This window comes from Bradyrhizobium sp. SPXBL-02, assembly GCF_051853065.1.
GTDB lineage: Bacteria > Pseudomonadota > Alphaproteobacteria > Rhizobiales > Xanthobacteraceae > Bradyrhizobium.
This window is the reverse complement of record NZ_CP182474.1, coordinates 1,103,396-1,122,550: the sequence shown is the minus strand read 5'-3', so window position 1 is coordinate 1,122,550 and position 19,155 is coordinate 1,103,396. Positions and strand designations below refer to the sequence as shown.

Here is a 19,155-nt window from a genome sequence, read left to right as displayed (position 1 = left end):
CGGCAAGCTGGATACTGGCGGCAACGAGGCAAGCCCGAGGACAACGGGCCCTGGTCAATGAGGGGAGTCTTCCATGGAGCGCATCTGGCTCAAGCAATATCCGCCCGGCGTGCCCGCCGATATCGAGCCGACGCAATACGCATCGCTGGTCGACCTGCTGGAGGAGAGCTTCACCAAGTTCGCCGACCGCAAGGCGTTCATCTGCATGGACAAGTCGATCAGCTATCGCGACCTCGACCAGATGTCGGTCGCGCTCGCCGCGTACTTGCAAGGCCGCGGACTGCAGCGCGGCGCGCGTGTCGCCATCATGATGCCGAACGTGCTGCAATATCCGGTTGCAACCGCCGCCGTGCTGCGCGCCGGTTTCGCGGTGGTCAACGTCAACCCGCTCTATACCCCGCGCGAGCTCGAGCACCAGCTCAAGGATTCCGGCGCCGAAGCCATCATCGTGTTGGAGAACTTCGCTCACACCGTCGAGCAGGTGATCGCGAGAACGCAGGTGAAGCACGTCATCGTCGCCAGCATGGGCGACCTGCTCGGCTTCAAGGGCGTGATCGTCAACCTCGTCGTCCGCCGGGTCAAGAAGATGGTCCCGGCCTGGTCGCTGCCAGGCTCGGTCTCCTTCAACGACGCGCTGTCCGCCGGCCGCGGCATGACGTTCAACAAGCCGAAGCTGTCGCCGGGTGACGTCGCCTTCCTGCAATATACCGGCGGCACCACCGGCGTCTCCAAGGGCGCCACGCTGCTTCATCGCAACATCGTCGCGAACGTCCTGCAGAACGACGCCTGGCTGCAGCCGGCGCTCAATGCGCCGCCGCATGTCGAGCAGCTCATGATCGTCTGCGCGCTGCCGCTCTATCACATCTTCGCGCTGACGGCCTGTTATCTGCTCGCAGTGCGCGCCGGCGGCTGCAACCTGCTGATCCCGAACCCGCGCGACATCCCCGGCTTCGTCAAGGAGCTGGCGAAATACCCGGTCAACAGCTTCCCGGCCGTGAACACGCTCTACAACGGCTTGATGCACCATCCCGACTTCAAGAAGCTCGACTTCTCCAAGCTGAAGATCTCCAACGGCGGCGGCATGGCGGTGCAGCGCCCCGTGGCCGACCAATGGAAGGCGATCACCGGCTGCTTCATTGCCGAAGGCTACGGCCTGTCGGAGACCTCGCCGACGCTGACCTGCAACCCGGCGACGGCAACCGAGTTCACCGGGACGATCGGCATCCCGGTGCCCTCGACCTACATCTCGATCCGCGACGATGACGGCAACGAAGTCCCGCTCGGCCAGGCCGGCGAGATCTGCGCCAAGGGCCCGCAGGTGATGTCCGGCTACTGGAACAGGCCGGAGGAGACCGCCAAGGTGATGACCGCGGACGGCTTTTTCCGCACCGGCGACATCGGCGTGATGGACGAGAAGGGCTACACCAAGATCGTCGACCGCAAGAAGGACATGATCCTGGTCTCGGGCTTCAACGTCTATCCGAACGAGATCGAGGAAGTGATCGCGAGCCATCCGGGCGTGCTCGAATGCGCCGTGATCGGCATCCCCGATTCCAAGTCCGGCGAAGCGGTGAAGGCCTTCGTGGTGAAGAAGGACCCGAACCTCACCGCCGAAGCCGTGATCAAGTTCTGTCACGAGCAGCTCACCGGCTACAAGGTGCCCAAGCACATCGAATTCCGCAACGACCTGCCGAAGACCAATGTCGGCAAGATCCTGCGCCGGCAACTCCGCGACGAGAAGAAGGCGGAAGCGGCTTAAAGGCGCGCTTCGGCTCGATGGGGCGCGCCCACGCGCCCCATCGTCATTGCGAGCGTAGCGAAACAATCCAGAGTTATTTCCGCAGAGACAGTCTGGATTGCTTCGTCGCAAGAGCTCCTCGCAATGACGAGAAAATTGCGACCGTCGCCTCATCACAGCGCGGTGAAGCCGTTTCCCTCCGGCGGTAAAATGCTCTAGAACAGCCCCCGGCCCATTTCCATGGAGAAACGACGATGGCGATCCAGATTGGCGACAAGCTGCCCGAGGCGAAATTCCGCGTGATGACGGCGGAAGGCCCGCAGGTGAAGACCACCGACGACGTCTTCAAGGGCAAGAAGGTGGCGCTGTTCGCGGTGCCCGGCGCCTATACCGGCACCTGCCACAAGATGCATCTGCCGAGCATCTTCCTCAACGCCTATGCCATGAAGGACAAGGGCGTCGACACCATCGCCATCGTCTCGGTCAACGACGCCTTCGTCATGAACGCCTGGAAGCGCGACACCGACCAGCGCGACGAGGCGATCTTCCTCGCCGACGGCAATGCCGACTTCACCAAGGCGATCGGCATGGAACTGGACGCCTCCGCCAACGGCCTCGGCATCCGCTCCAAGCGCTATTCGATGCTGATTGAAGACGGCGTGGTCAAGAAGCTGAACCTCGAGGCGATGCCCGGCAAGGTCGAGGTGTCGGGCGGAGATACGTTGCTCGGGCAGTTGTAAGACTCTGGTCATTCCGGGGCGCGCGCAGCGCGAGCCCGGAATCCATCTCACGTCACAACGCGTAGAGGAATGGATTCCGGGCTCGCCCTTCGGGCGCCCCGGAATGACACCTACTCCCTCACCCGCTGCTGCAACCGCGCCATGGCGATGCCGTCGCGAGCGAGCTGATCGGCGCGCTCGTTCTCGGGGTGGCCAGCGTGGCCCTTGACCCAATGCCAGCGGACTTCGTGCTGCTTCAGCGCGGCGTCGAGGCGTTGCCATAGCTCGACGTTCTTCACCGGCTTCTTGTCGGCGGTACGCCAGCCGTTGCGCTTCCAGCCGAAGATCCAGCCGGTGATGCCCTGCCGGACATACTGGCTGTCGGTATAGAGATCGACCGTGCACGGCCTCTTCAACGCTTCGAGCGCCGAGATCGCCGCCATCAATTCCATCTGGTTGTTGGTGGTGTGCGGCTGGCCGCCGTTCAGCTCCTTCTCCTTGTCGCCGAACTTCAGGATCGCGCCCCAGCCGCCCGGCCCGGGATTTCCCGAGCAGGCGCCGTCGGTATAGATCGTGACATTGGGAAGCTCGCTCACGCCACCAGCCCCGACGGCGTCAACCCGTAGTCGCGCACGCTCGTCACACTCTGGTGGAAGCGCAGCTTGCGAACATATTCCAGCGGGTCCTTCGGCTTGACCAGCGCGCCCGGCGGCACGTTGAGCCAGTCGACCAGCCGCGTCAGCAGGAAGCGGATGGCGGCGCCGCGCGCCAACAGCGGCAGCGCGGCCTCTTCGGCTTCGCTCAGCTGGCGCACGCGGCCATAGGCGTTGAGGAAGGCGCGCGCCTTTGTGACGTTGAAGGAATGATCAGGCTCGAAGCACCAGGCGTTGAGGCAGATCGCGACGTCATAGGCCAGCATGTCGTAGCAGGCGAAGGTGAAATCGATGATCCCCGAGAGCTTGTCGCCGAGGAAGAAGACGTTGTCGTTGAAGAGGTCGGCATGGATCACGCCTTCGGGCAGGTTGCTCGGCCAGATCCCGCTCGAGAGATGGTCGAGCTCGGCGGCGAGGAAGGCGCGCAGCCCCGGCTGCACCTCGTCGGCACGGTTCGAAGCCGCATCGAACAGCGGCCGCCAGCCCGCGACCGACAGCGCATTGGCGCGCCGAACCGCGAAATTGGCGCCGGCCAGATGCATCCGGGCCAGCCCCTCGCCGACCCCGGCGCAATGGGTCGCGTTCGGCTTGCGCGGCCAGACGCCTTCGAGAAAGGTGATGATCGCGGCGGGCCGGCCTGCGAGCTCGCGCAACGCCTCGCCGTCGCGTCCCCGCACGGGCAGCGGACAATTGACGCCGTGCTCGGCGAGGTGCGTCATCAGTCCGAGGAAGAACGGCAGATCGTTCTTCGCCACGCGCTTTTCGTAGAGCGTGAGGATGAACGAGCCTTTGCTCGTGTGCAGCAGGAAGTTGGAGTTTTCGACGCCCTCGGCGATGCCCTTGTAGGAGAGCAATTCGCCGAGATCGTATTGCTTCAGGAAATCCGCAAGCTCGTCGGCGGCGACGTCGGTGTAGACCGCCATAAAGGTCTACTCGGCGGCAGCTTCGGGGCGCACCTGACGCGGCAGCGGGAAGAACTCATTCTCCTCCGCGGCCGAGACCGTCTCCACGTGCAGCGTGTAGCGCTCGGCGAAGGCGTCCATGATCTCCTCGACGATCACCTCCGGCGCCGACGCGCCCGCCGTGATGCCGAGACTCTTGATGTTGCCGAACCTGCCCCAGTCGAGGTCGGCGGCGCGCTGCGCCAGCACCGCGATCTTGCAGCCCTCGCGCTCGGCAACCTCGCGCAGGCGCTGCGAGTTCGACGAATTGGGGGCACCGACGACGATGAGCGCGTCCACCACCGGCGCCACCTTCTTCACCGCGAGCTGGCGGTTGGTGGTGGCGTAGCAGATGTCTTCCTTGTGCGGCCCGTTGATGTTCGGGAAGCGCTCCTTGAGCAGCGCGACGATCTCCGCGGTGTCGTCGATCGACAGCGTGGTCTGGGTCACGAAGGCGAGGTTGTTGGGATCCTTCGGCGTGATGGTCTTGGCGTCCTCGGCGGTCTCGATCAGGGTCACGGCGCCGGGCGGCAGCTGGCCGAGCGTGCCGACCACCTCGGGATGGTGGGAATGGCCGATCAGGAAGATCTCGCGGCCGCGCTTGAAGTGGATCGCGGCCTCGCGATGCACCTTGGTCACGAGCGGGCAGGTCGCATCCAGCGAGAACAGGTTGCGGGACTGGGCGTCGGCCGGAACCGACTTCGGCACGCCGTGGGCCGAGAACACCACCGGGGCGGTGGTGTTTTCGGGGATTTCGGCGAGCTCCTCGACGAAGATGGCGCCCTTCTTCTTCAACCCATCGACGACGTACTTGTTGTGCACAATCTCGTGGCGAACATAGACGGGGGCACCGTACTTATCGAGCGCCCGTTCCACGGTGTCGATCGCCCGGACCACCCCGGCACAAAAGCCGCGGGGAGAACAAAGCACGATCTTGAGGTCTGGTTTGGCTGACATTGAGCGATCTCGGGACCGAATCACCCGTTTCGCCTTCTGGCGGGGGCGGTCGATGGATGGGAATTAGGCTTAAAACTGTCGGCTTGAACCCTACAGCGGTTCAAAGGGAATTGGGCCCCCTTTCGGGCGGTGTCAAGGCACTATCTATAGCAGAACCATTGCATGGCTACCCCCTCCGGGCTTATATAGCGCGAATTCCCTGTCATCGCTGATGACCACCGGTTTCGCCTCCAGAGGGGTGGGCGAAGCACAAAGGAGATTTGCCATGAGCAACGCACCTCTGATGCCCAAGGCGACCGCCGTTTGGCTGCTCGACAACACCGCGCTGACCTTCGATCAGGTCGCCGATTTCACCAAGATGCATCCCCTCGAGGTGCGCGCCATCGCCGACGGCGACGCCGCCCAGGGCATCAAGGGCATGGATCCCCTCTCCAACGGCCAGCTGACCCGCGAGGAGATCGAGAAGGGCGAGAAGAACCCGGACTACCGGCTCCGCCTCCAGGAGAGCAAGGTGGTGCTGCCGCCCCAGCCCAAGCGCAAGGGCCCGCGCTACACCCCGGTCTCGCGCCGCCATGAGCGCCCGAGCGCCATCCTCTGGCTGCTGCGCAACCATCCGGAGCTCAAGGACGCCCAGATCATGCGCCTGGTCGGCACCACCAAGAGCACGATCGCCAGCGTGCGCGACCGTACCCACTGGAACACCTCGTCGCTGACCCCGATCGACCCGGTCACCCTCGGCCTGTGCTCGCAGATCGAGCTCGATTTCGAGGTGCAGCGCGCGGCGAAGGAAAAGCCGATCGACGCAGCCTATGGCGGCGCCACCCTGCTGCCGGCGTCCGAGACCACCAAGAAAGACGAGTTCGAGCCTGCCGAGCGATCGAGCGACGACCTCAACGTCGACGCCGTGTTCGCCAAGCTGAAGACGCTCGGCGGAAAGAAGCAGGACCAAGAGGAGGAGTAAGACCCCTCTCTTCGTTCGCGATCGAACACAAAGCAAAACGCGGCAGGAAAACCTGCCGCGTTTCGTTTGGGTGTGTGGTCTCCCCGGCTTGAGAAGGGCGGGCCGTTGCCACACCCTCGGCGTCGTCCCCTCAGAACTTGTACGTCACGCCGGCGCCGACCAGCCAGGGATCGATATGCGCTGTGCCGGTGACCGGCAGGCCGGAGACGGTCGCGCTGTAGTTCGGGCGCAGCCAGAGCTTCTTGACGTCGACGTTGAGACCCCAGTGCCGGTCGATCATGTAGTCGAAGCCGAACTGGACGGCACCGCCCCAGGCATTGCTGACGTGCAGGTTCGTTGCGGTGGCGACGATCGCGGGCGGTCCGACGATGGCCGCCGGCACGTTGGCGGCGGAATTGTTGAAGAACACGGTGTAGTTCACGCCCGCGCCGACATACGGCTTGAGCGCGCCGAACTGGTCGAAGTGATATTGCAGCGTCAGCGTCGGCGGCAGCAGCGTGGTCTTGCCGATCGGCAGGTTCGCGAGCGAGCCGGTGCCGCTGATCGAATGTCTGGTCACGCCCAGGATCAGCTCGGCCGCTATGTTCTTGGTGAAGAAATAGCTGATGTCGAGCTCGGGGACGACCTGGTCGCTGATCGACAGACCTGAATTCGGCGACGACAGCGAAGGCACGCCCGCGACATTGACGGTGCTCCCGCCCGCATCCGGCAACACGCCGAGCACCCGCAGGCGCACCATCCACGGATTGAACGCCTCCGCCGGCGGCGGCGCCTTCTTGTAGGCCGGCAGATCTGCGGCCTGCACTGATGCAAGCGTGCCCACGAGCAGCGCGCCGAGTGTCGCGATCCGCGCCAAGTTTCTTATCGTTCCATCCATTGCAATCCCCTTCAACCATGTCCGCGCATCGTTGCGCGACATCAGCGTCAGAGCAGAAAGAGGACGGGGAAGGATTTGATGCCGATCAAACCAGGACCATCGCGACGCGATTTGACCCCCGGCGTTGCAGATGTGTCACGGAAGGCGCGAATCCGAAGCGGGCGGCAACATAGTGCCGCAGCTCACATCATGGGCGCACGGGGTTGTTCAACATGTACTCGCCGAGATCGCGCTGGCGACGGTCGGCGCGCGCGGTGGCGGCGTTGCGCTGGACGTCGCGGTCCTTGCGGCAGGTCACGTATTCCGGCGAGCCCTGGGCGTAGCCGCGGCTCTGGCACACCGCGTCGTCATCGTCACCGCCCACTGCCACCGGCGTCTGGTAGCGCGCCGAGCAGGCGGAGAGAGCGATGGCGAGAGCTAAGGCGGTCAGCAGGCGTGGCGCGGCGGCAAGTGGCATCGAGGGTCCCTTGTTGACCGCCCCTGTTTAGCGCGGAATGAGGAGATTGTAAGTCCCCGGGCGCCGTTCCACGCTCGCTGTCATTCCCCGCGCAGGCGGGGAATCCAGTACGCCGCGGCGGTCATTGGCTCACACAATCGCCGCGGGGTACTGGATCACCCGCTTCCGCGGGTGATGACAGTTGAGTTGGGGACGACCTCGCGCCTCGCCCGTATGACCGCAGAACTTCCTCACACCCTTCCCTTCAGCGCCTCGCCGATCTCGTCGAGCGCCTTGGGATCCTCGATCGTCGCCGGCATGGTCCAGGATTCGCCGTCGGCGATCTTCTTGATGGTGCCGCGCAGGATCTTTCCGGAGCGCGTCTTGGGCAGGCGGCCGACGGTGATGGCGAGCTTGAACGCGGCGACCGGGCCGAGCTTGTCGCGCACCAGCGCGATGATCTCCCTCTCGATCTCGGCGGGCGGGCGCTTCACGCCCGCTTTCAGCACCAGGAAACCGCAGGGCACCTCGCCCTTGATCGCGTCCTTGACGCCGAGCACGGCGCATTCGGCGACATCGGGATGCGAGGCCAGGATCTCCTCCATGCCGCCGGTGGAGAGACGATGGCCGGCGACGTTGATGATGTCGTCGGTGCGGCCCATCACGAAGACATAGCCGTCCTCGTCCTTGTAGCCGGCGTCGGAGGTTTTGTAATAGCCGGGGAATTCGCTCAAGTACGCTTCCTTGAAGCGCGCGTCCTGATTCCACAGCGTCGGCAGACAGCCCGGCGGCATCGGCAGCTTGATGACGATCGAGCCCATGGTGTTGGGGCCGACCGGCTTTGCCGCTTCATCGACGACATCGACCTGGTAGCCCGGCATCGGCACCGTCGGCGAGCCGTGCTTCACCGGCAGCATGCCGAGGCCGACCGGATTGCCGGCGATGCACCAGCCGGTCTCGGTCTGCCACCAATGGTCGATCACCGGCACCTTCAGCTGCTGCTCCGCCCATTCCACGGTCGGCGGATCGGCACGCTCGCCGGCGAGGAACAGGGTGCGGAATTTCGAGAGATCGTACTGCCTGATGAATTTCCCTTCCGGGTCGTCCTTGCGGATGGCGCGGAAGGCCGTCGGAGCGGTGAAGAAGGCGACCGCCTTGTGCTCGGAGATCACGCGCCAGAACGCGCCGGCGTCGGGCGTGCCGACCGGCTTGCCCTCGTACATGATCGTGGTCGCGCCGTGCAGCAGCGGGCCGTAGACGATGTAACTGTGGCCGACCACCCAGCCGATATCGGAGCCGCACCACCAGACCTCGCCCGGCTTGACGCCATAGAGGTTGAACATCGACCATTTCACCGCGACGAGATGCCCGCCATTGTCGCGCACGACGCCCTTCGGCACGCCGGTCGTGCCCGACGTGTAGAGGATGTAGAGCGGGTCCGTCGCGGCGATGGGCACGCAAGCCGCGCGCTTGCCGTCGTTCAGCGCCTTGCGGCGCAGGCTGGCCCAGTCGTAATCGCGGCTCGGCGTCATCTCGCAGGTGAGCTGCGGGCGTTGCAATACGATGCAGGCCTTCGGCTTGCTGCCGGCAAGCCTGATCGCCTCGTCGAGCAGGGGCTTGTACTGCACGATGCGGCCCGGCTCGATGCCGCAGCTGGCGGACAGGATCAGCTTGGGCTGCGCATCGTCGATGCGGGTGGCAAGCTCCTTTGCGGCAAAGCCGCCGAACACCACCGAGTGCACCGCACCGAGCCGCGCGCAGGCGAGCATCGCGACCACCGCCTCCGGCACCATCGGCATATAGAGGATGACGCGGTCGCCCTTGGCGACGCCGAAATCCTGCATGATTGCGGCGAGCGCCTGGACCTCGTTCAGCAGTTCGGCATAGGTGAGCTTGGTGACCGAACCCGTCAGCGGCGAATCATGGATCAGCGCGACCTGGTCGGCACGTCCGCGTTCGACGTGGCGGTCGAGGGCGTTGTAGCAGGTGTTGACGACGCCTCCGGCAAACCAGCGGCCGTAGGTTCCTTGCGAGGGATCGAAGATCTGTTTCGCAGGCTCGATCCAGTCGATGTCCTTGGCTGCCTCGGCCCAGAACCCTTCCGGATCCGCCAGCGAACGCGCGTGGACCTCGTGATAGCTGCTTTTGCCCTGGACGTTCATGCCCGCGCTCCCGTTCCCTTTGTTCGCCTAGCCCTGACCTGACGACAGGACGAGCGTCCCGCCATGACCAGGATCAATTGCCGGCCTTGTTTGACGGGTATTTTCCCGGGAACGGGCCGCGGTTCAAGCCGAAAAGAACGCGTCTTCTCCCTGTCCCCGTTCTTGCAGGGCAAGGGCGAAGAACGGGCTTTCAGCTCTCCATCGCGTTCAGCCGCTGCAAGCGGTCCTGCATGATCTTCTTCAGATCGTAGCCGGGGCGGCGGAAGCTTGCATTGCGCGTGGTGAGGAACGCGCGCTGGGTCTTGCGCAGGTCGCTGGCGGAACGTCCCTTGGAGGCCCTCAGCACGCGTTCATAGGTCTCGGCAATCTGGCGATCGAGCACGCCGAGCTGAGCATCGGCGCAGATCACCTTCTCGACCTCGCGCTTGGCAGTGGCGCAATCGAAGGACGGGCCGTTGCCCGCTTCTGCATTCAGGGCACGCGGGGGCTCGGCGCCGAACTTCGCGATCTCGGCGATCATGACCCGGCGGCCGTTCGCCGCATTCTCGTTGCCGGGATCCAGCTTCAGCGCCGTCTCATAATCGGCCAGCGCCTTCTTCCGCTCGCCCATCTTCTTGTAGAGCACGGCGCGGTTGTTGTAGGTCTTCGCGAAATTCGGATCGAGCTTGAGCGCAGCCTCGTAGTCGCTCAGCGCCGCCCCGAGCTCGCCCTTGAACTGGTATGAATCGCCGCGGTTGGTCAGGAAATTGGCGCGCTGCTCCCGTCGTATCGCCTGGTCGTAATCGGCGATCGCCTTGTCGTACTCGCCCATCGCAGCATAAGTCAGGCCGCGATTGTCGTAATATTCCGGCACCTTCGGGTCGAGCCTGATCGCCTCGCCGTCGTCGGCGACCGCCTTGTCGAGCTGGCCGAGCTTCTTGTAGGCCGCGCCGCGATTGGTGTAGGTGCGCGCGCGGTTTGGATCGAGCCGCAGCGCCTCGTCGAAATTCCTGATCGCCTTCTCGTTGTCGCCGCCGAGATAATAGGCCACGCCGCGGTCGGACCAGGCTTGCGCATCGTCCGGCTTCAGCTTGATCGCCTGGTCGTAATCGGCGAGCGCGCGGTCGAGCCGGCGCTGATTGGTGTAGACGACGCCGCGCAGCTCGTAAGCTTCGGCATCCCGAGGGTCGAGCTCGATCGCCTTGGTCAGATCCGCCGCGGCGCGGTTGAGATCGCCGCCGGCCTCGCGCAGGAGGTCGCCGCGCACGCGCCAGGCCTTCGCGTTCTTGCCGTCGAGCGCGATGGCGCGGTCCAGATCCCGCAGCGCCTGGGACTGGCCGCCGGAGGTCCGTGCATTGGCGTCGGCGCGCGCAACGAGCGCCGCGCTGCGTTCGGCGGCCGGATTGGCGGTCTGGTCGATGATGGCGCTGCATGCCGGGATCAGCTCGGCCGGGTCAGCCTTGCTCCCCAGCACGCACTCGGTGCTCGCCGCGGCGGGGGCCGCGAGAGCGAGACTGATTGCCGCGCCGAGGAATAGGGCGCGAAGCGAGATCTTGGCAGGCGAAAGCGCTTGCGCGGAGGCGTGAGTGCCGCACATGACATAGGGCTCCGTGACGTCGGGTTCTCACCGTTGTCGCAGCTGGCAAGGGATGGGTTCAAACCGGGCCTGGCAGGGACGGCCAGTGCCTGCTCTCCCTCGCCCCGCACGCGGGGAGAGGCGAAGGACTCAATACCCATCCACCCCGTTCAGCCGCTGCAAGCGCTCCTGCATCGCCTTCTTCAGGTCGTACCCCGGGCGGCCGAAATCGGCGTTGCGGCGCGCGATGAACGCGTCCTGCTCACGTTGGAGCGCTTTGGCCTCGGCCGCATTGCGCGCTTCACGGATCGCACGGGCATTGGAGGCAAAGACCTCGCGATCGAGATCGGCGAGCTCGCGATTGCCGCAGATCGCCCTTTCCACCGCCAGACGCGCTCGCGCGCAATTGAAGCTGGGCTTGCCCGCGACCGCCATCTGCGCGCCGATCCGCTCGATCTCGCGCGCCATCGCCTTGTGATTGGCCTTGGCCTTCTCGTGGTTCGGATCGATCCTGAGCGCTGCGCCGAAATCCTGCACCGCCTTCGGCTTGTCGCCCTTCTTCAGCCAGAGCTCGCCACGCGCGTTCAAGATGTCCGCAAGGCCGGGGTCGAGCAGAAGAGCGCGGCTGTCGTCGGCGATGGCGCGGTCGATCTGGTCGTGCCGCGCATAGAGCGCGCCGCGCGCGATCAGCGCCTTGATCAGGTCGCCCTTCACCGTCTTCTCGTTGTCGATCACGGCGTCGCAGGCCGTGGCCGCCTTGTCCATGTCGTCGGCTGCGGCCGCCGCGAGGCAGGGCGCGACATCGACCGGCGTCACGGCCACCGGCTCGCCGCCGGTCGCGGCATCGGCCGGGGCGAGCGAGAGCGCGTAGAGCAGCCCGGCGCCGAACAGGTGGATGAGAAAACGCATGCTCGTTGCGGTCGAAACCTTGCCGTCCATCCTCTTAAGATGTTGTCTTGAAGCGGTCTTGCCTTGAAGCCGTACTATCCATCATACGGCAAGATTGGTGCTAGCTTGTGGCACCGCTCAGATCGGCTTCGGGGATCATCGTGTCGACATTCGAATGGATCATCGCGCTGCTGCTCGGCGCCGTTGGCTTATCGGCGCTGGCGCGGCGGATCAAGGTGCCCTACCCGACCTTTCTCGCCATCGGCGGCGCGCTGATCGCCTTTGTGCCCTCGAGCCCGTCCTGGGCGCTGGAGCCGGACCTGGCCTTGGCGCTTTTTGTCGCACCGGTCCTACTCGATGCCGCTTTCGACACGTCGTTGCGCGACCTTCGCAACAACTGGGTTCCGGTCTCGACTCTGGTCGTCGCCGCGGTCGGCTTGACCACGGCGGGCGTCGCCTATGTCGCGCACCGGCTGATGCCCGACATGCCCTGGGCCGCCGCGGTCGCGCTCGGCGCCATCGTGGCGCCGCCGGATGCGGCCGCTGCGGTCGCGATCCTGAGCCAGGTCAAGCTGCCCCATCGCATGGTCAAAGTGCTGGAAGGCGAAAGCCTGCTCAACGACGCCAGCGCGCTGCTGATCTATCGCATCGCCGTCGGCGCGGTCGCCACAGAGCATCTGACCTGGAGCCAGGTCGCGCCGACCATGGCGCTGGCGCTGGTTGGCAGCGTCATCGCGGGTCTGGCCGCAGGCCGCATCATTCCGCTGTTCATGGAGCGGGTGACGGAGGCGCCGAGCGCCATCATCGTGCAGTTCGCCACCACTTTCCTGGTGTGGATCGCCGCCGAGCATCTCGGCCTCTCCGGCATCCTCACGATCGTGGTCTATGCCATCACGGTCGCACGGACCGCGCCGGCACGCATCCCGGCGCGGCTGCGGGTACCGTCCTACGCCGTGTGGGACACGACCGTGTTCGTGCTCAACGTGCTCGCCTTCATGCTGATCGGCATGCAGATGCGGCCGATCTGGACGCGGCTGGACGCGGACGTGCGCTGGGAATATTGCGTAGCCGCCGCCTGGATCCTGCTGACGGTGATCCTGGTGCGCCTGTTCTGGGTGACGTTCTATCGCACAAGTCTCCGGGTGCTGATCGCGCAGGGACTCTATCGCCCTAAAGATCCGAAGCAGATGGCCTCGCCAAAGGGCGGGCTCATCATCTCCTGGTGCGGCATGCGCGGTCTCGTCACGCTCGCCACCGCCTTTGCCCTGCCGGAAAACTTTCCCTATCGCGACTTCATTGTCTTCATCGCCTTTGCGGTGGTGCTGGGCTCGCTGGTGATCCAGGGCCTGACGCTGCGGCCGCTGATCCTCGCTTTCAACCTCAAGGACGACGATCCCGTTGGTATCGAGGTCGCCCGCGGCCGCGCGGTCGCCTATCGCGCTGCGCTCGATGCGATCGAGAGCGATCCGTCGGAGGAGGCGGAAATCCTGCGGCTCGAATATCGCGCCATCCTGATGCAGACCGAGACCGATCCGAACGGCGGCATCAGCAACGGCGAACTTCCCGCCGATCCCCTCCGCCGCCGCGCCATCGAGGCCGCGCGCAAGGCGATCTTCGATCTGCGCGCCACCGAGGTGATCGGCGACGATGCGTTTCATCGGCTCGAGGAGGAGCTCGATCGCGCAGAATTGAGCGCGGGCGGATGAGGCAGCTCCGCGACACAAACTCGGGGTCGTCCCGGACGAGCGAGCCCTAGGGGCGCAGATCGGGGGCGACGGCGAGTTTGGTGCGTTCAGCAACGTGCGCCTCGTCACACACAGCGTCCCGGAGTTTGAACCGGACCCCGCTTTCCCAGACTCACTCCTGATGACGACCTTGATCGACGATCGTCGTGTACGCGCGCGTGATGCGTCGCCCGCACGATACTTTTATTTCCACATGGCGCTGGCCTGCGCCGCCACCGCCTTTCTCGGCTTCGCACCGACCTATTGGGTGCCGCTCGCTCACCGGACATTCTCCGCAAGCCCGGTGATTCATTTTCATGGACTCTTGTTCTTCACCTGGTCTCTGTATTTCGTGCTCCAGACCTGGCTCGCGGCCTCCGGCCGCGTGGTCAACCACCGCTCGCTCGGCATTGCCGGCGTATCGCTCGCGACCGCGATGACGATTTTCAGTTTCCTCGCCTCGGTCCACGTGATGCAGCATTCCGCCGCGCTCGGGCAGAAGGACGCCGGCATCGCCTTCTCGATCGTGCCGATGAGCGGAATCGCGTTCTTCGCCGTGGTGTTCGTGCTGGCGATCATGAATACGCGCAGGCCCGAGGTTCACAAGCGCCTGATGCTGCTCGCGGCGGTCTCGATCCTCGACGCCGCGATCGCGCGCTGGTTCCTGACCTTCCTCGCGCCTCCCGGACCGCCCGGCCCGCCGCCGGTGCCCGTGACGATCGCGCCGGCTGTCGTCGCCTCCCTTCTGCTCGTCGTCGCCATGGTGCGCGACTGGCGCACCGAAGGGCGCGTGCATCCGGTCTACATCACCGGCACGCTCGCGCTTTTGGCGGTGAAGGTGCTGAACTGGCCGGTCAGCGAAACGGCGGCGTGGCATTCGTTCGCCGGCGGCATCCTGGCGCTGGCGCAGTAGCTCTCGGCGTCGTCCCGGACAAGTGGAGCGCCAATCCGGGACGGCGACGAAGACTGAAAGCTACGCCCCCGCCTTGCACGTGATCCCGCCGTCGACCACGAGCTCGATGCCCGTCACGTATTTCGACTCGTCCGACGCCAAAAACAGCGCGGCGTTGGCGACGTCCCATGCATCGCCCATGTGGCCCATCGGCACCTGCGCGTCGCGCGCGCGCCACATCGCTTCGACATCGCCCTTGGCGTAGCTGGCGGCGAGGCCGGCGGAGTGCTCGACCATCGGCGTCTTCATCAGGCCGGGCAGGATCGCGTTGACGCGCACATGATGACGCGCGAACTCGATCGCCGTGGTGCGCGTCATCTGGTTCATCGCCGCTTTCGAGGTGCCGTAGGTAACGTAGGAGATGCCCATGTGGCGGATCGAGGCGATCGAGGAGATGTTGATGATCGAGCCGCCGCCCTGCTTCACCATGATCGGGATGACGTGCTTCATGGCGAGATAGGCGCTCTTGAGGTTGACGCTGAAGACGCGGTCCCAGCTGTCCTCGCTCACCTCGACCACGCTGCCCATCTCGGCGATGCCGACATTGTTGTCGAGCACGTCGATGCGGCCATAGGCCTTCAGGCACGCCGCGACCATCGCCTCGATCTCACTGGCGCGCGACACGTCGGCCGTGAATGCCGTCGCCTTGCCGCCTTCGCCCGTGATGATCTTCGCGGTCTCCTCGGCCGCGGCAGCATTGCGATCGACGCAAAACACCTGCGCGCCCTCGCGCGCAAAGGTCACCGCGGTCGCCTTGCCGTTGCCCCAGCCGGGTCCGATCGAGCCGGCCCCCACCACCATCGCAACCTTGCCCTTGAGCCGATCCATCGTGATCTCCCTTATTTCTCTTGTTGTTCGCAGATGCTCATTTTGGTCACGTTAGCACCAATGGGATGCCCGACAATCTCCGACAACGTCCGGCACTTCCCGCCATGGCACAGTCGCCATTCCCCGGCCGCGCCGGAATTGCCGAGCACCACCTCCGGCATCGGCGCACGCTGCGGCCGCCATTGAAACCAGCCATCGACCAGCCGCGCCTCGGGCGGCGGCTCCATGCCGGGGCCAGTGCCCTTGACGCGGGCCTGCACCAGCTCGAGGCCGGCGGGCGTGAGGCGCCAGTCTTCCTGCCATTCGACCTTGGCGATCGAATGCGTCCAGACAAGCGTGAACGCGGACAGGGCGAGCGCCTTCACGCCGCCAACTGTCGCAAGACAGAGACTCACACCGCCTCGACCGTTGCCGGCGGACGCTGCCGCCATTGCCACAGCACGAGCGCGGCGGCGAGCACGAAGCCGGCGGTGTCGCTGAACGGGAATTCGCCGAGCAGACAGAGTGCGCCGCCGAGCGCGACCACGCGCTCGATCAGCGTCAGCCGCGTGAACAGGAAGCCGATCGCGACCATGCCGAACAGGCCGATCGCCACCAGCGCCTTCAAGCTCGCCAGCGCCACCGCGCCGTAGAAGCCGAGCTTGGCCGCCATGGGATCGCCGGCCTGCAGCATCAAGGCCGGCGAATAGACGAAGATGAAGGGAATGACGTAGCCGGCGAGCGCGATGCGCATCGCCTCCCAGCCGATCTTGTCCGGGTTCTCCTTGGCGATCGGCGCGGCCGCAAGCGCGGCGAGCGCTACCGGCGGCGAGAGGTCGGCCATGATGCCGTAGTAGAATGCGAACATGTGGCTCGCGATCAAGGGCACGCCGAGCTTGGCCAGCGCAGGCGCTGCGAGCGCCGCGGTGATGATGTAGGTTGGGATGGTCGGGATGCCGGTGCCGAGCAGGATCGACAGCAGCATGGTCATGACCAGCGCCAGGAACAGGCTCTTCTCGCCGAGACCGATCACCCAGCCGCCGAAGATGGTGCCGACGCCGGTCTGCGACATCATGCCGATGATGACGCCGACGATGGCGCAGGCCATGCCGACGGTGATGGCGGATTTCGCGCTCTCGGCGAGCGCATCGCGGCAGGCGCGCAACGCCGCAAAGCCGCCGCGCACGAAGGCCGTGATCACGATCAGGCCGACCACGACGGTCGCGACCGGCACGATCTGGAGGCCGTCGCGCGACAGCGCGGCGACCACGAGCGCGAGCCCGACCCAGAAGATGGTGCGGATCACATTCGAGGAGGCACCCGTCGTGATGGCGGTGCCGAGGATCAGCGTCACCGTCAGCGCAAGGCCCATGCTGCCGGCGTAGAGCGGCGTAAAACCCTCGAACAGCATGTAGACCAGCGCCGCGAGCGGCAGCACGAGGTACCAGCGCGTCACCAGCGCCTTCCAGGCGCTCGGGATCTCCGAACGCTTCATGCCGACGAGGCCGTGCTTGCCAGCTTCCAGATGCACCATCCAGAACGCGGAGGCGAAATAGAGGATTGCGGGAATCGCCGCCGCTTTGACGATCTCCGAATATTGCACGCCGAGCGTCTCGGCCATGATGAAGGCGACCGCGCCCATCACCGGCGGCATGATCTGACCGCCCATCGAGGCCGTGGCCTCGACGCCGGCGGCGAAGGCGCGGCGGTAGCCGAACTTGATCATCAAGGGGATCGTGAACTGGCCGACGGTGACGACGTTGGCGACGCCCGAGCCGGAGATGGTGCCCATCATGCCCGAGGCGAACACCGCGACCTTGGCAGGTCCGCCGCGGGTGCGGCCGAACAGGCCGAGCGAGACATCGGTGAACAGCTGGATCATGCCGGCGCGCTCCAGGAACGAGCCGAACAGGATGAACAGGAAGATGTAGGTCGCCGAGACGTAGACCGGCACGCCGTAGAAGCCTTCGGTGCCGAACGACAGATGCGTGACGATCTGGTCGAAATCATAGCCGCGATGGTTCAGCGGCGACGGCAGGTACTGCCCGAAAAACCAATAGAGGAGACACGCGCCGCACATCAGAGGCAGCGCCGCGCCCATCAGTCGCCGCGTGCCCTCGAAGATCAGCACCGCGAGCAGCGTGCCGACGGCGAGATCGAGCCTGGTCGGATCGCCGTCGCGCGCGATCAGGTCGGCATAGAAGATCCATTGGTAGAGACCGCAGAAGAAGCCGGCGCCGCCGATCACCCAGCCGAGCGCACGGCCGAAATCGCTCTTCGCAGTGAAGTTGGCGATCAGGCCGAAGGTGAGCAGGAGCAGGAAGCCGACATGGACGCCGCGTACCACCTGGCTCGGCAGATAGTTGAACGCGGCGACATAGAGCTGGAAGGTCGCGAACGCGATGCCGATCCAGTAGGCGAGCTGGCCCCACCAGCCCGGGCCGAACCCTTCCGGAAAACCGTGCTCGAAATTGTCGAACTCGACCTTGATAGGGCCCTCGGTGGCCTCTGCCTGCGACATCGATATTCCCCGCGCCCTGATGGAGGTCGTTATAGCAAAGGCCCGTCTCCGCACACGTCATGGCCGGGCTTGTCCCGGCATCCACGGTTACGCTGCCTCTAAGAACGTGGATGCCCGGGACAGCCCGGGCATGACGATACGGAGAGAGCCGATCCTACTTGATCAGCCCCTTTTCCTTGTAATAGCGGATCGCGCCAGGGTGCAGCGGAACCGGGCTGCCGGTGGCTGCCGTCTCGAGCTTGATCTCCTTGCCGGCCGCATGCGCATTCTGCAATTCCGGCAGGGACTCGTAGATCAGTTTTGTCATTTGATAGGCGAGATCGTCCGACACCGCGGAACTCGTGACGAGATAATTGATCACGGCCGCGGTCGGCACGTCCTTGTCCTGGCCGGTATAGGTGTTGGCCGGAATGATCGCGGAGACGAAGGGCGGGCCGATCTTGTCGACCGTCTCCTTCGGCACCGACACCACGGTGATCGGGCTCGAGGTCGAGAGGTCTTTCAGCGAGGCGACGCCGAGCCCGGCCGATTGCAGCGTGGCGTTGAGCTGCCGGTTCTTCATGAGATCGACCGATTCGGCAAAGGGCAGATATTCGACCTTGCCGAGATCCTTGTAGCTCATGCCGGCAGCGGCCAGGATCGCGCGCGAGTTCAGCTCGGTGCCCGACTTCGGCGCGCCGACCGACAGGCTCTTGCCCTTGAGGTCGGCCAGCGTCTTGATGCCGGATTCAGCGGTCGCGACGATCTGGATGTAGTTCGGATAGATCGCGCCGATCGTGCGCAGCTTGTCGAGCTTGGTCTTGAAGCCCGCTTCCTCCTCGCCGTCCCAGGCGGCCTTCAGCGAATCGCCCAGCGTGAACGCCAGCTCGCCGCGGCCCTGCTGCAACAGGATCAGGTTCTCGACCGACGCCTTGGTGGCTTGCACCTGCGTCTTCACGTTGGGAATCTTGTCGCCGTAGATCTTTCCGATCGCGACCCCGAGCGGGTAATAGACGCCCGAGGTGCCGCCGGTCAGCACGTTGACGAAGGATTGCGCCTGCGCGCAAGGTGCCGACGCCGCCAGAGCAAGAGCCGCGGCCGCGCCGAAAATGGTCCGTTTCATGGTTGTTGTTCTCCCCAAACCGGCGGCGAAATTGGCCGGATGAGGGATGCGGGTCAACCCATCCAAAAGGCAAAACAGGACTGCGGCAAAGGGCCGTTCCCGCTGGTTTTTTTTTGGAACCCGACGGTGCGGTGAGGTGGCGCACTTCAGCTCTCCCGCTTT

17 protein-coding genes are annotated in these 19,155 nt (G+C 65.2%); 5 read left to right on the top strand and 12 right to left on the bottom strand.

What is annotated here, in order from left to right; all coding sequences use genetic code 11:
- Positions 1-73 precede the first annotated feature (73 nt).
- Both ACNJYD_RS05275 and ACNJYD_RS05270 read left to right on the top strand, forming a co-directional pair.
- Positions 74-1,759, top strand: a complete 1,686-nt coding sequence (locus ACNJYD_RS05275; protein ID WP_439365600.1) for a long-chain fatty acid--CoA ligase — start codon at positions 74-76, stop codon at positions 1,757-1,759.
- 233 nt (positions 1,760-1,992) lie between these two features.
- On the top strand, positions 1,993-2,478 hold the full coding sequence (locus ACNJYD_RS05270; RefSeq protein WP_172785106.1) for a peroxiredoxin: 486 nt from the start codon (positions 1,993-1,995) through the stop codon (positions 2,476-2,478).
- Between the two features lie 110 nt (positions 2,479-2,588).
- On the opposite strand, the gene rnhA is transcribed toward ACNJYD_RS05270, so the two are convergent.
- From rnhA to ispH, 3 genes are read right to left on the bottom strand one after another with little or no spacing between them, the layout of a single operon-like run.
- The gene (rnhA, locus tag ACNJYD_RS05265) at positions 2,589-3,053 is read right to left on the bottom strand and encodes a ribonuclease HI (protein WP_212254030.1); all 465 of its coding nucleotides are present in this window, start codon (positions 3,051-3,053) and stop codon (positions 2,589-2,591) included.
- Positions 3,050-4,033, bottom strand: a complete 984-nt coding sequence (locus ACNJYD_RS05260; RefSeq protein WP_172785108.1) for a homoserine kinase — start codon at positions 4,031-4,033, stop codon at positions 3,050-3,052. The genes rnhA and ACNJYD_RS05260 overlap by 4 nt, the downstream gene beginning before the upstream one ends.
- A 6-nt stretch (positions 4,034-4,039) precedes the next feature.
- Positions 4,040-5,008 carry a 4-hydroxy-3-methylbut-2-enyl diphosphate reductase gene (gene ispH, locus ACNJYD_RS05255; protein WP_172785109.1) on the bottom strand — a complete coding sequence of 323 codons (969 nt, stop codon included), beginning with the start codon at positions 5,006-5,008 and terminating at the stop codon, positions 4,040-4,042.
- A 265-nt stretch (positions 5,009-5,273) separates the two neighbouring features.
- Between ispH and ACNJYD_RS05250 the strand changes: the two genes are divergently transcribed.
- Positions 5,274-5,969 carry a DUF1013 domain-containing protein gene (locus ACNJYD_RS05250; RefSeq protein ID WP_172785110.1) on the top strand — a complete coding sequence of 232 codons (696 nt, stop codon included), beginning with the start codon at positions 5,274-5,276 and terminating at the stop codon, positions 5,967-5,969.
- Positions 5,970-6,099: 130 nt separating this feature from the next.
- On the opposite strand, the gene ACNJYD_RS05245 is transcribed toward ACNJYD_RS05250, so the two are convergent.
- The 5 genes from ACNJYD_RS05245 to ACNJYD_RS05225 form a co-directional block, all read right to left on the bottom strand.
- Positions 6,100-6,846, bottom strand: a complete 747-nt coding sequence (locus ACNJYD_RS05245; protein WP_439365599.1) for an OmpW/AlkL family protein — start codon at positions 6,844-6,846, stop codon at positions 6,100-6,102.
- Positions 6,847-7,033: 187 nt separating this feature from the next.
- On the bottom strand, positions 7,034-7,303 hold the full coding sequence (locus ACNJYD_RS05240) for a hypothetical protein (RefSeq protein WP_439365598.1): 270 nt from the start codon (positions 7,301-7,303) through the stop codon (positions 7,034-7,036).
- A 230-nt stretch (positions 7,304-7,533) separates the two neighbouring features.
- Positions 7,534-9,444, bottom strand: a complete 1,911-nt coding sequence (locus tag ACNJYD_RS05235) for a propionyl-CoA synthetase (RefSeq protein WP_439365597.1) — start codon at positions 9,442-9,444, stop codon at positions 7,534-7,536.
- Between the two features lie 190 nt (positions 9,445-9,634).
- Positions 9,635-11,020 carry a tetratricopeptide repeat protein gene (locus ACNJYD_RS05230; RefSeq protein WP_439365596.1) on the bottom strand — a complete coding sequence of 462 codons (1,386 nt, stop codon included), beginning with the start codon at positions 11,018-11,020 and terminating at the stop codon, positions 9,635-9,637.
- 129 nt (positions 11,021-11,149) lie between these two features.
- The gene (locus ACNJYD_RS05225; protein WP_260381938.1) at positions 11,150-11,908 is read right to left on the bottom strand and encodes a tetratricopeptide repeat protein; all 759 of its coding nucleotides are present in this window, start codon (positions 11,906-11,908) and stop codon (positions 11,150-11,152) included.
- A 107-nt stretch (positions 11,909-12,015) separates the two neighbouring features.
- On the opposite strand from ACNJYD_RS05225, the gene ACNJYD_RS05220 reads away from it, so the two are divergent.
- Positions 12,016-13,593: a cation:proton antiporter gene (locus tag ACNJYD_RS05220; protein ID WP_172785116.1), complete on the top strand. Its 1,578-nt coding sequence runs from the start codon at positions 12,016-12,018 to the stop codon at positions 13,591-13,593.
- Between the two features lie 160 nt (positions 13,594-13,753).
- Entirely contained in the window at positions 13,754-14,524 is a 771-nt protein-coding gene (locus ACNJYD_RS05215) for a hypothetical protein (protein WP_439365595.1), read from the top strand.
- Between the two features lie 60 nt (positions 14,525-14,584).
- Here ACNJYD_RS05215 and ACNJYD_RS05210 read toward each other — a convergent pair whose 3' ends face one another.
- The 4 genes from ACNJYD_RS05210 to ACNJYD_RS05195 all read right to left on the bottom strand — a co-directional run bounded on the left by ACNJYD_RS05210 (position 14,585) and on the right by ACNJYD_RS05195 (position 18,993).
- A complete protein-coding gene (locus ACNJYD_RS05210; RefSeq protein WP_172785118.1) occupies positions 14,585-15,391 on the bottom strand; it encodes an SDR family NAD(P)-dependent oxidoreductase in 807 nt (268 codons plus the stop codon).
- 11 nt (positions 15,392-15,402) lie between these two features.
- A complete protein-coding gene (locus ACNJYD_RS05205) occupies positions 15,403-15,822 on the bottom strand; it encodes a DUF1850 domain-containing protein (protein ID WP_439365594.1) in 420 nt (139 codons plus the stop codon).
- Entirely contained in the window at positions 15,783-17,891 is a 2,109-nt protein-coding gene (locus ACNJYD_RS05200) for a TRAP transporter permease (protein ID WP_439365593.1), read from the bottom strand. Before ACNJYD_RS05200 ends, ACNJYD_RS05205 begins: the two co-directional genes overlap by 40 nt.
- Positions 17,892-18,045: 154 nt before the next feature.
- A complete protein-coding gene (locus ACNJYD_RS05195) occupies positions 18,046-18,993 on the bottom strand; it encodes a TAXI family TRAP transporter solute-binding subunit (protein WP_212254020.1) in 948 nt (315 codons plus the stop codon).
- Positions 18,994-19,155 lie beyond the last annotated feature (162 nt).

Coding starts and splice junctions, on each gene's coding strand:
- ACNJYD_RS05275 (WP_439365600.1), top strand. CDS start 74: ATGGAGCGCATCTGGCTCAAGCAATATCCGCCCGGCGTGCCCGCCGAT.
- ACNJYD_RS05270 (WP_172785106.1), top strand. CDS start 1,993: ATGGCGATCCAGATTGGCGACAAGCTGCCCGAGGCGAAATTCCGCGTG.
- ACNJYD_RS05260 (WP_172785108.1), bottom strand. CDS start 4,033: ATGGCGGTCTACACCGACGTCGCCGCCGACGAGCTTGCGGATTTCCTG.
- ispH (WP_172785109.1), bottom strand. CDS start 5,008: ATGTCAGCCAAACCAGACCTCAAGATCGTGCTTTGTTCTCCCCGCGGC.
- ACNJYD_RS05250 (WP_172785110.1), top strand. CDS start 5,274: ATGAGCAACGCACCTCTGATGCCCAAGGCGACCGCCGTTTGGCTGCTC.
- ACNJYD_RS05245 (WP_439365599.1), bottom strand. CDS start 6,846: ATGGATGGAACGATAAGAAACTTGGCGCGGATCGCGACACTCGGCGCG.
- ACNJYD_RS05240 (WP_439365598.1), bottom strand. CDS start 7,303: ATGCCACTTGCCGCCGCGCCACGCCTGCTGACCGCCTTAGCTCTCGCC.
- ACNJYD_RS05235 (WP_439365597.1), bottom strand. CDS start 9,444: ATGAACGTCCAGGGCAAAAGCAGCTATCACGAGGTCCACGCGCGTTCG.
- ACNJYD_RS05230 (WP_439365596.1), bottom strand. CDS start 11,020: ATGTGCGGCACTCACGCCTCCGCGCAAGCGCTTTCGCCTGCCAAGATC.
- ACNJYD_RS05225 (WP_260381938.1), bottom strand. CDS start 11,908: ATGCGTTTTCTCATCCACCTGTTCGGCGCCGGGCTGCTCTACGCGCTC.
- ACNJYD_RS05215 (WP_439365595.1), top strand. CDS start 13,754: ATGACGACCTTGATCGACGATCGTCGTGTACGCGCGCGTGATGCGTCG.
- ACNJYD_RS05210 (WP_172785118.1), bottom strand. CDS start 15,391: ATGGATCGGCTCAAGGGCAAGGTTGCGATGGTGGTGGGGGCCGGCTCG.
- ACNJYD_RS05205 (WP_439365594.1), bottom strand. CDS start 15,822: ATGGCGGCAGCGTCCGCCGGCAACGGTCGAGGCGGTGTGAGTCTCTGT.
- ACNJYD_RS05200 (WP_439365593.1), bottom strand. CDS start 17,891: ATGTCGCAGGCAGAGGCCACCGAGGGCCCTATCAAGGTCGAGTTCGAC.
- ACNJYD_RS05195 (WP_212254020.1), bottom strand. CDS start 18,993: ATGAAACGGACCATTTTCGGCGCGGCCGCGGCTCTTGCTCTGGCGGCG.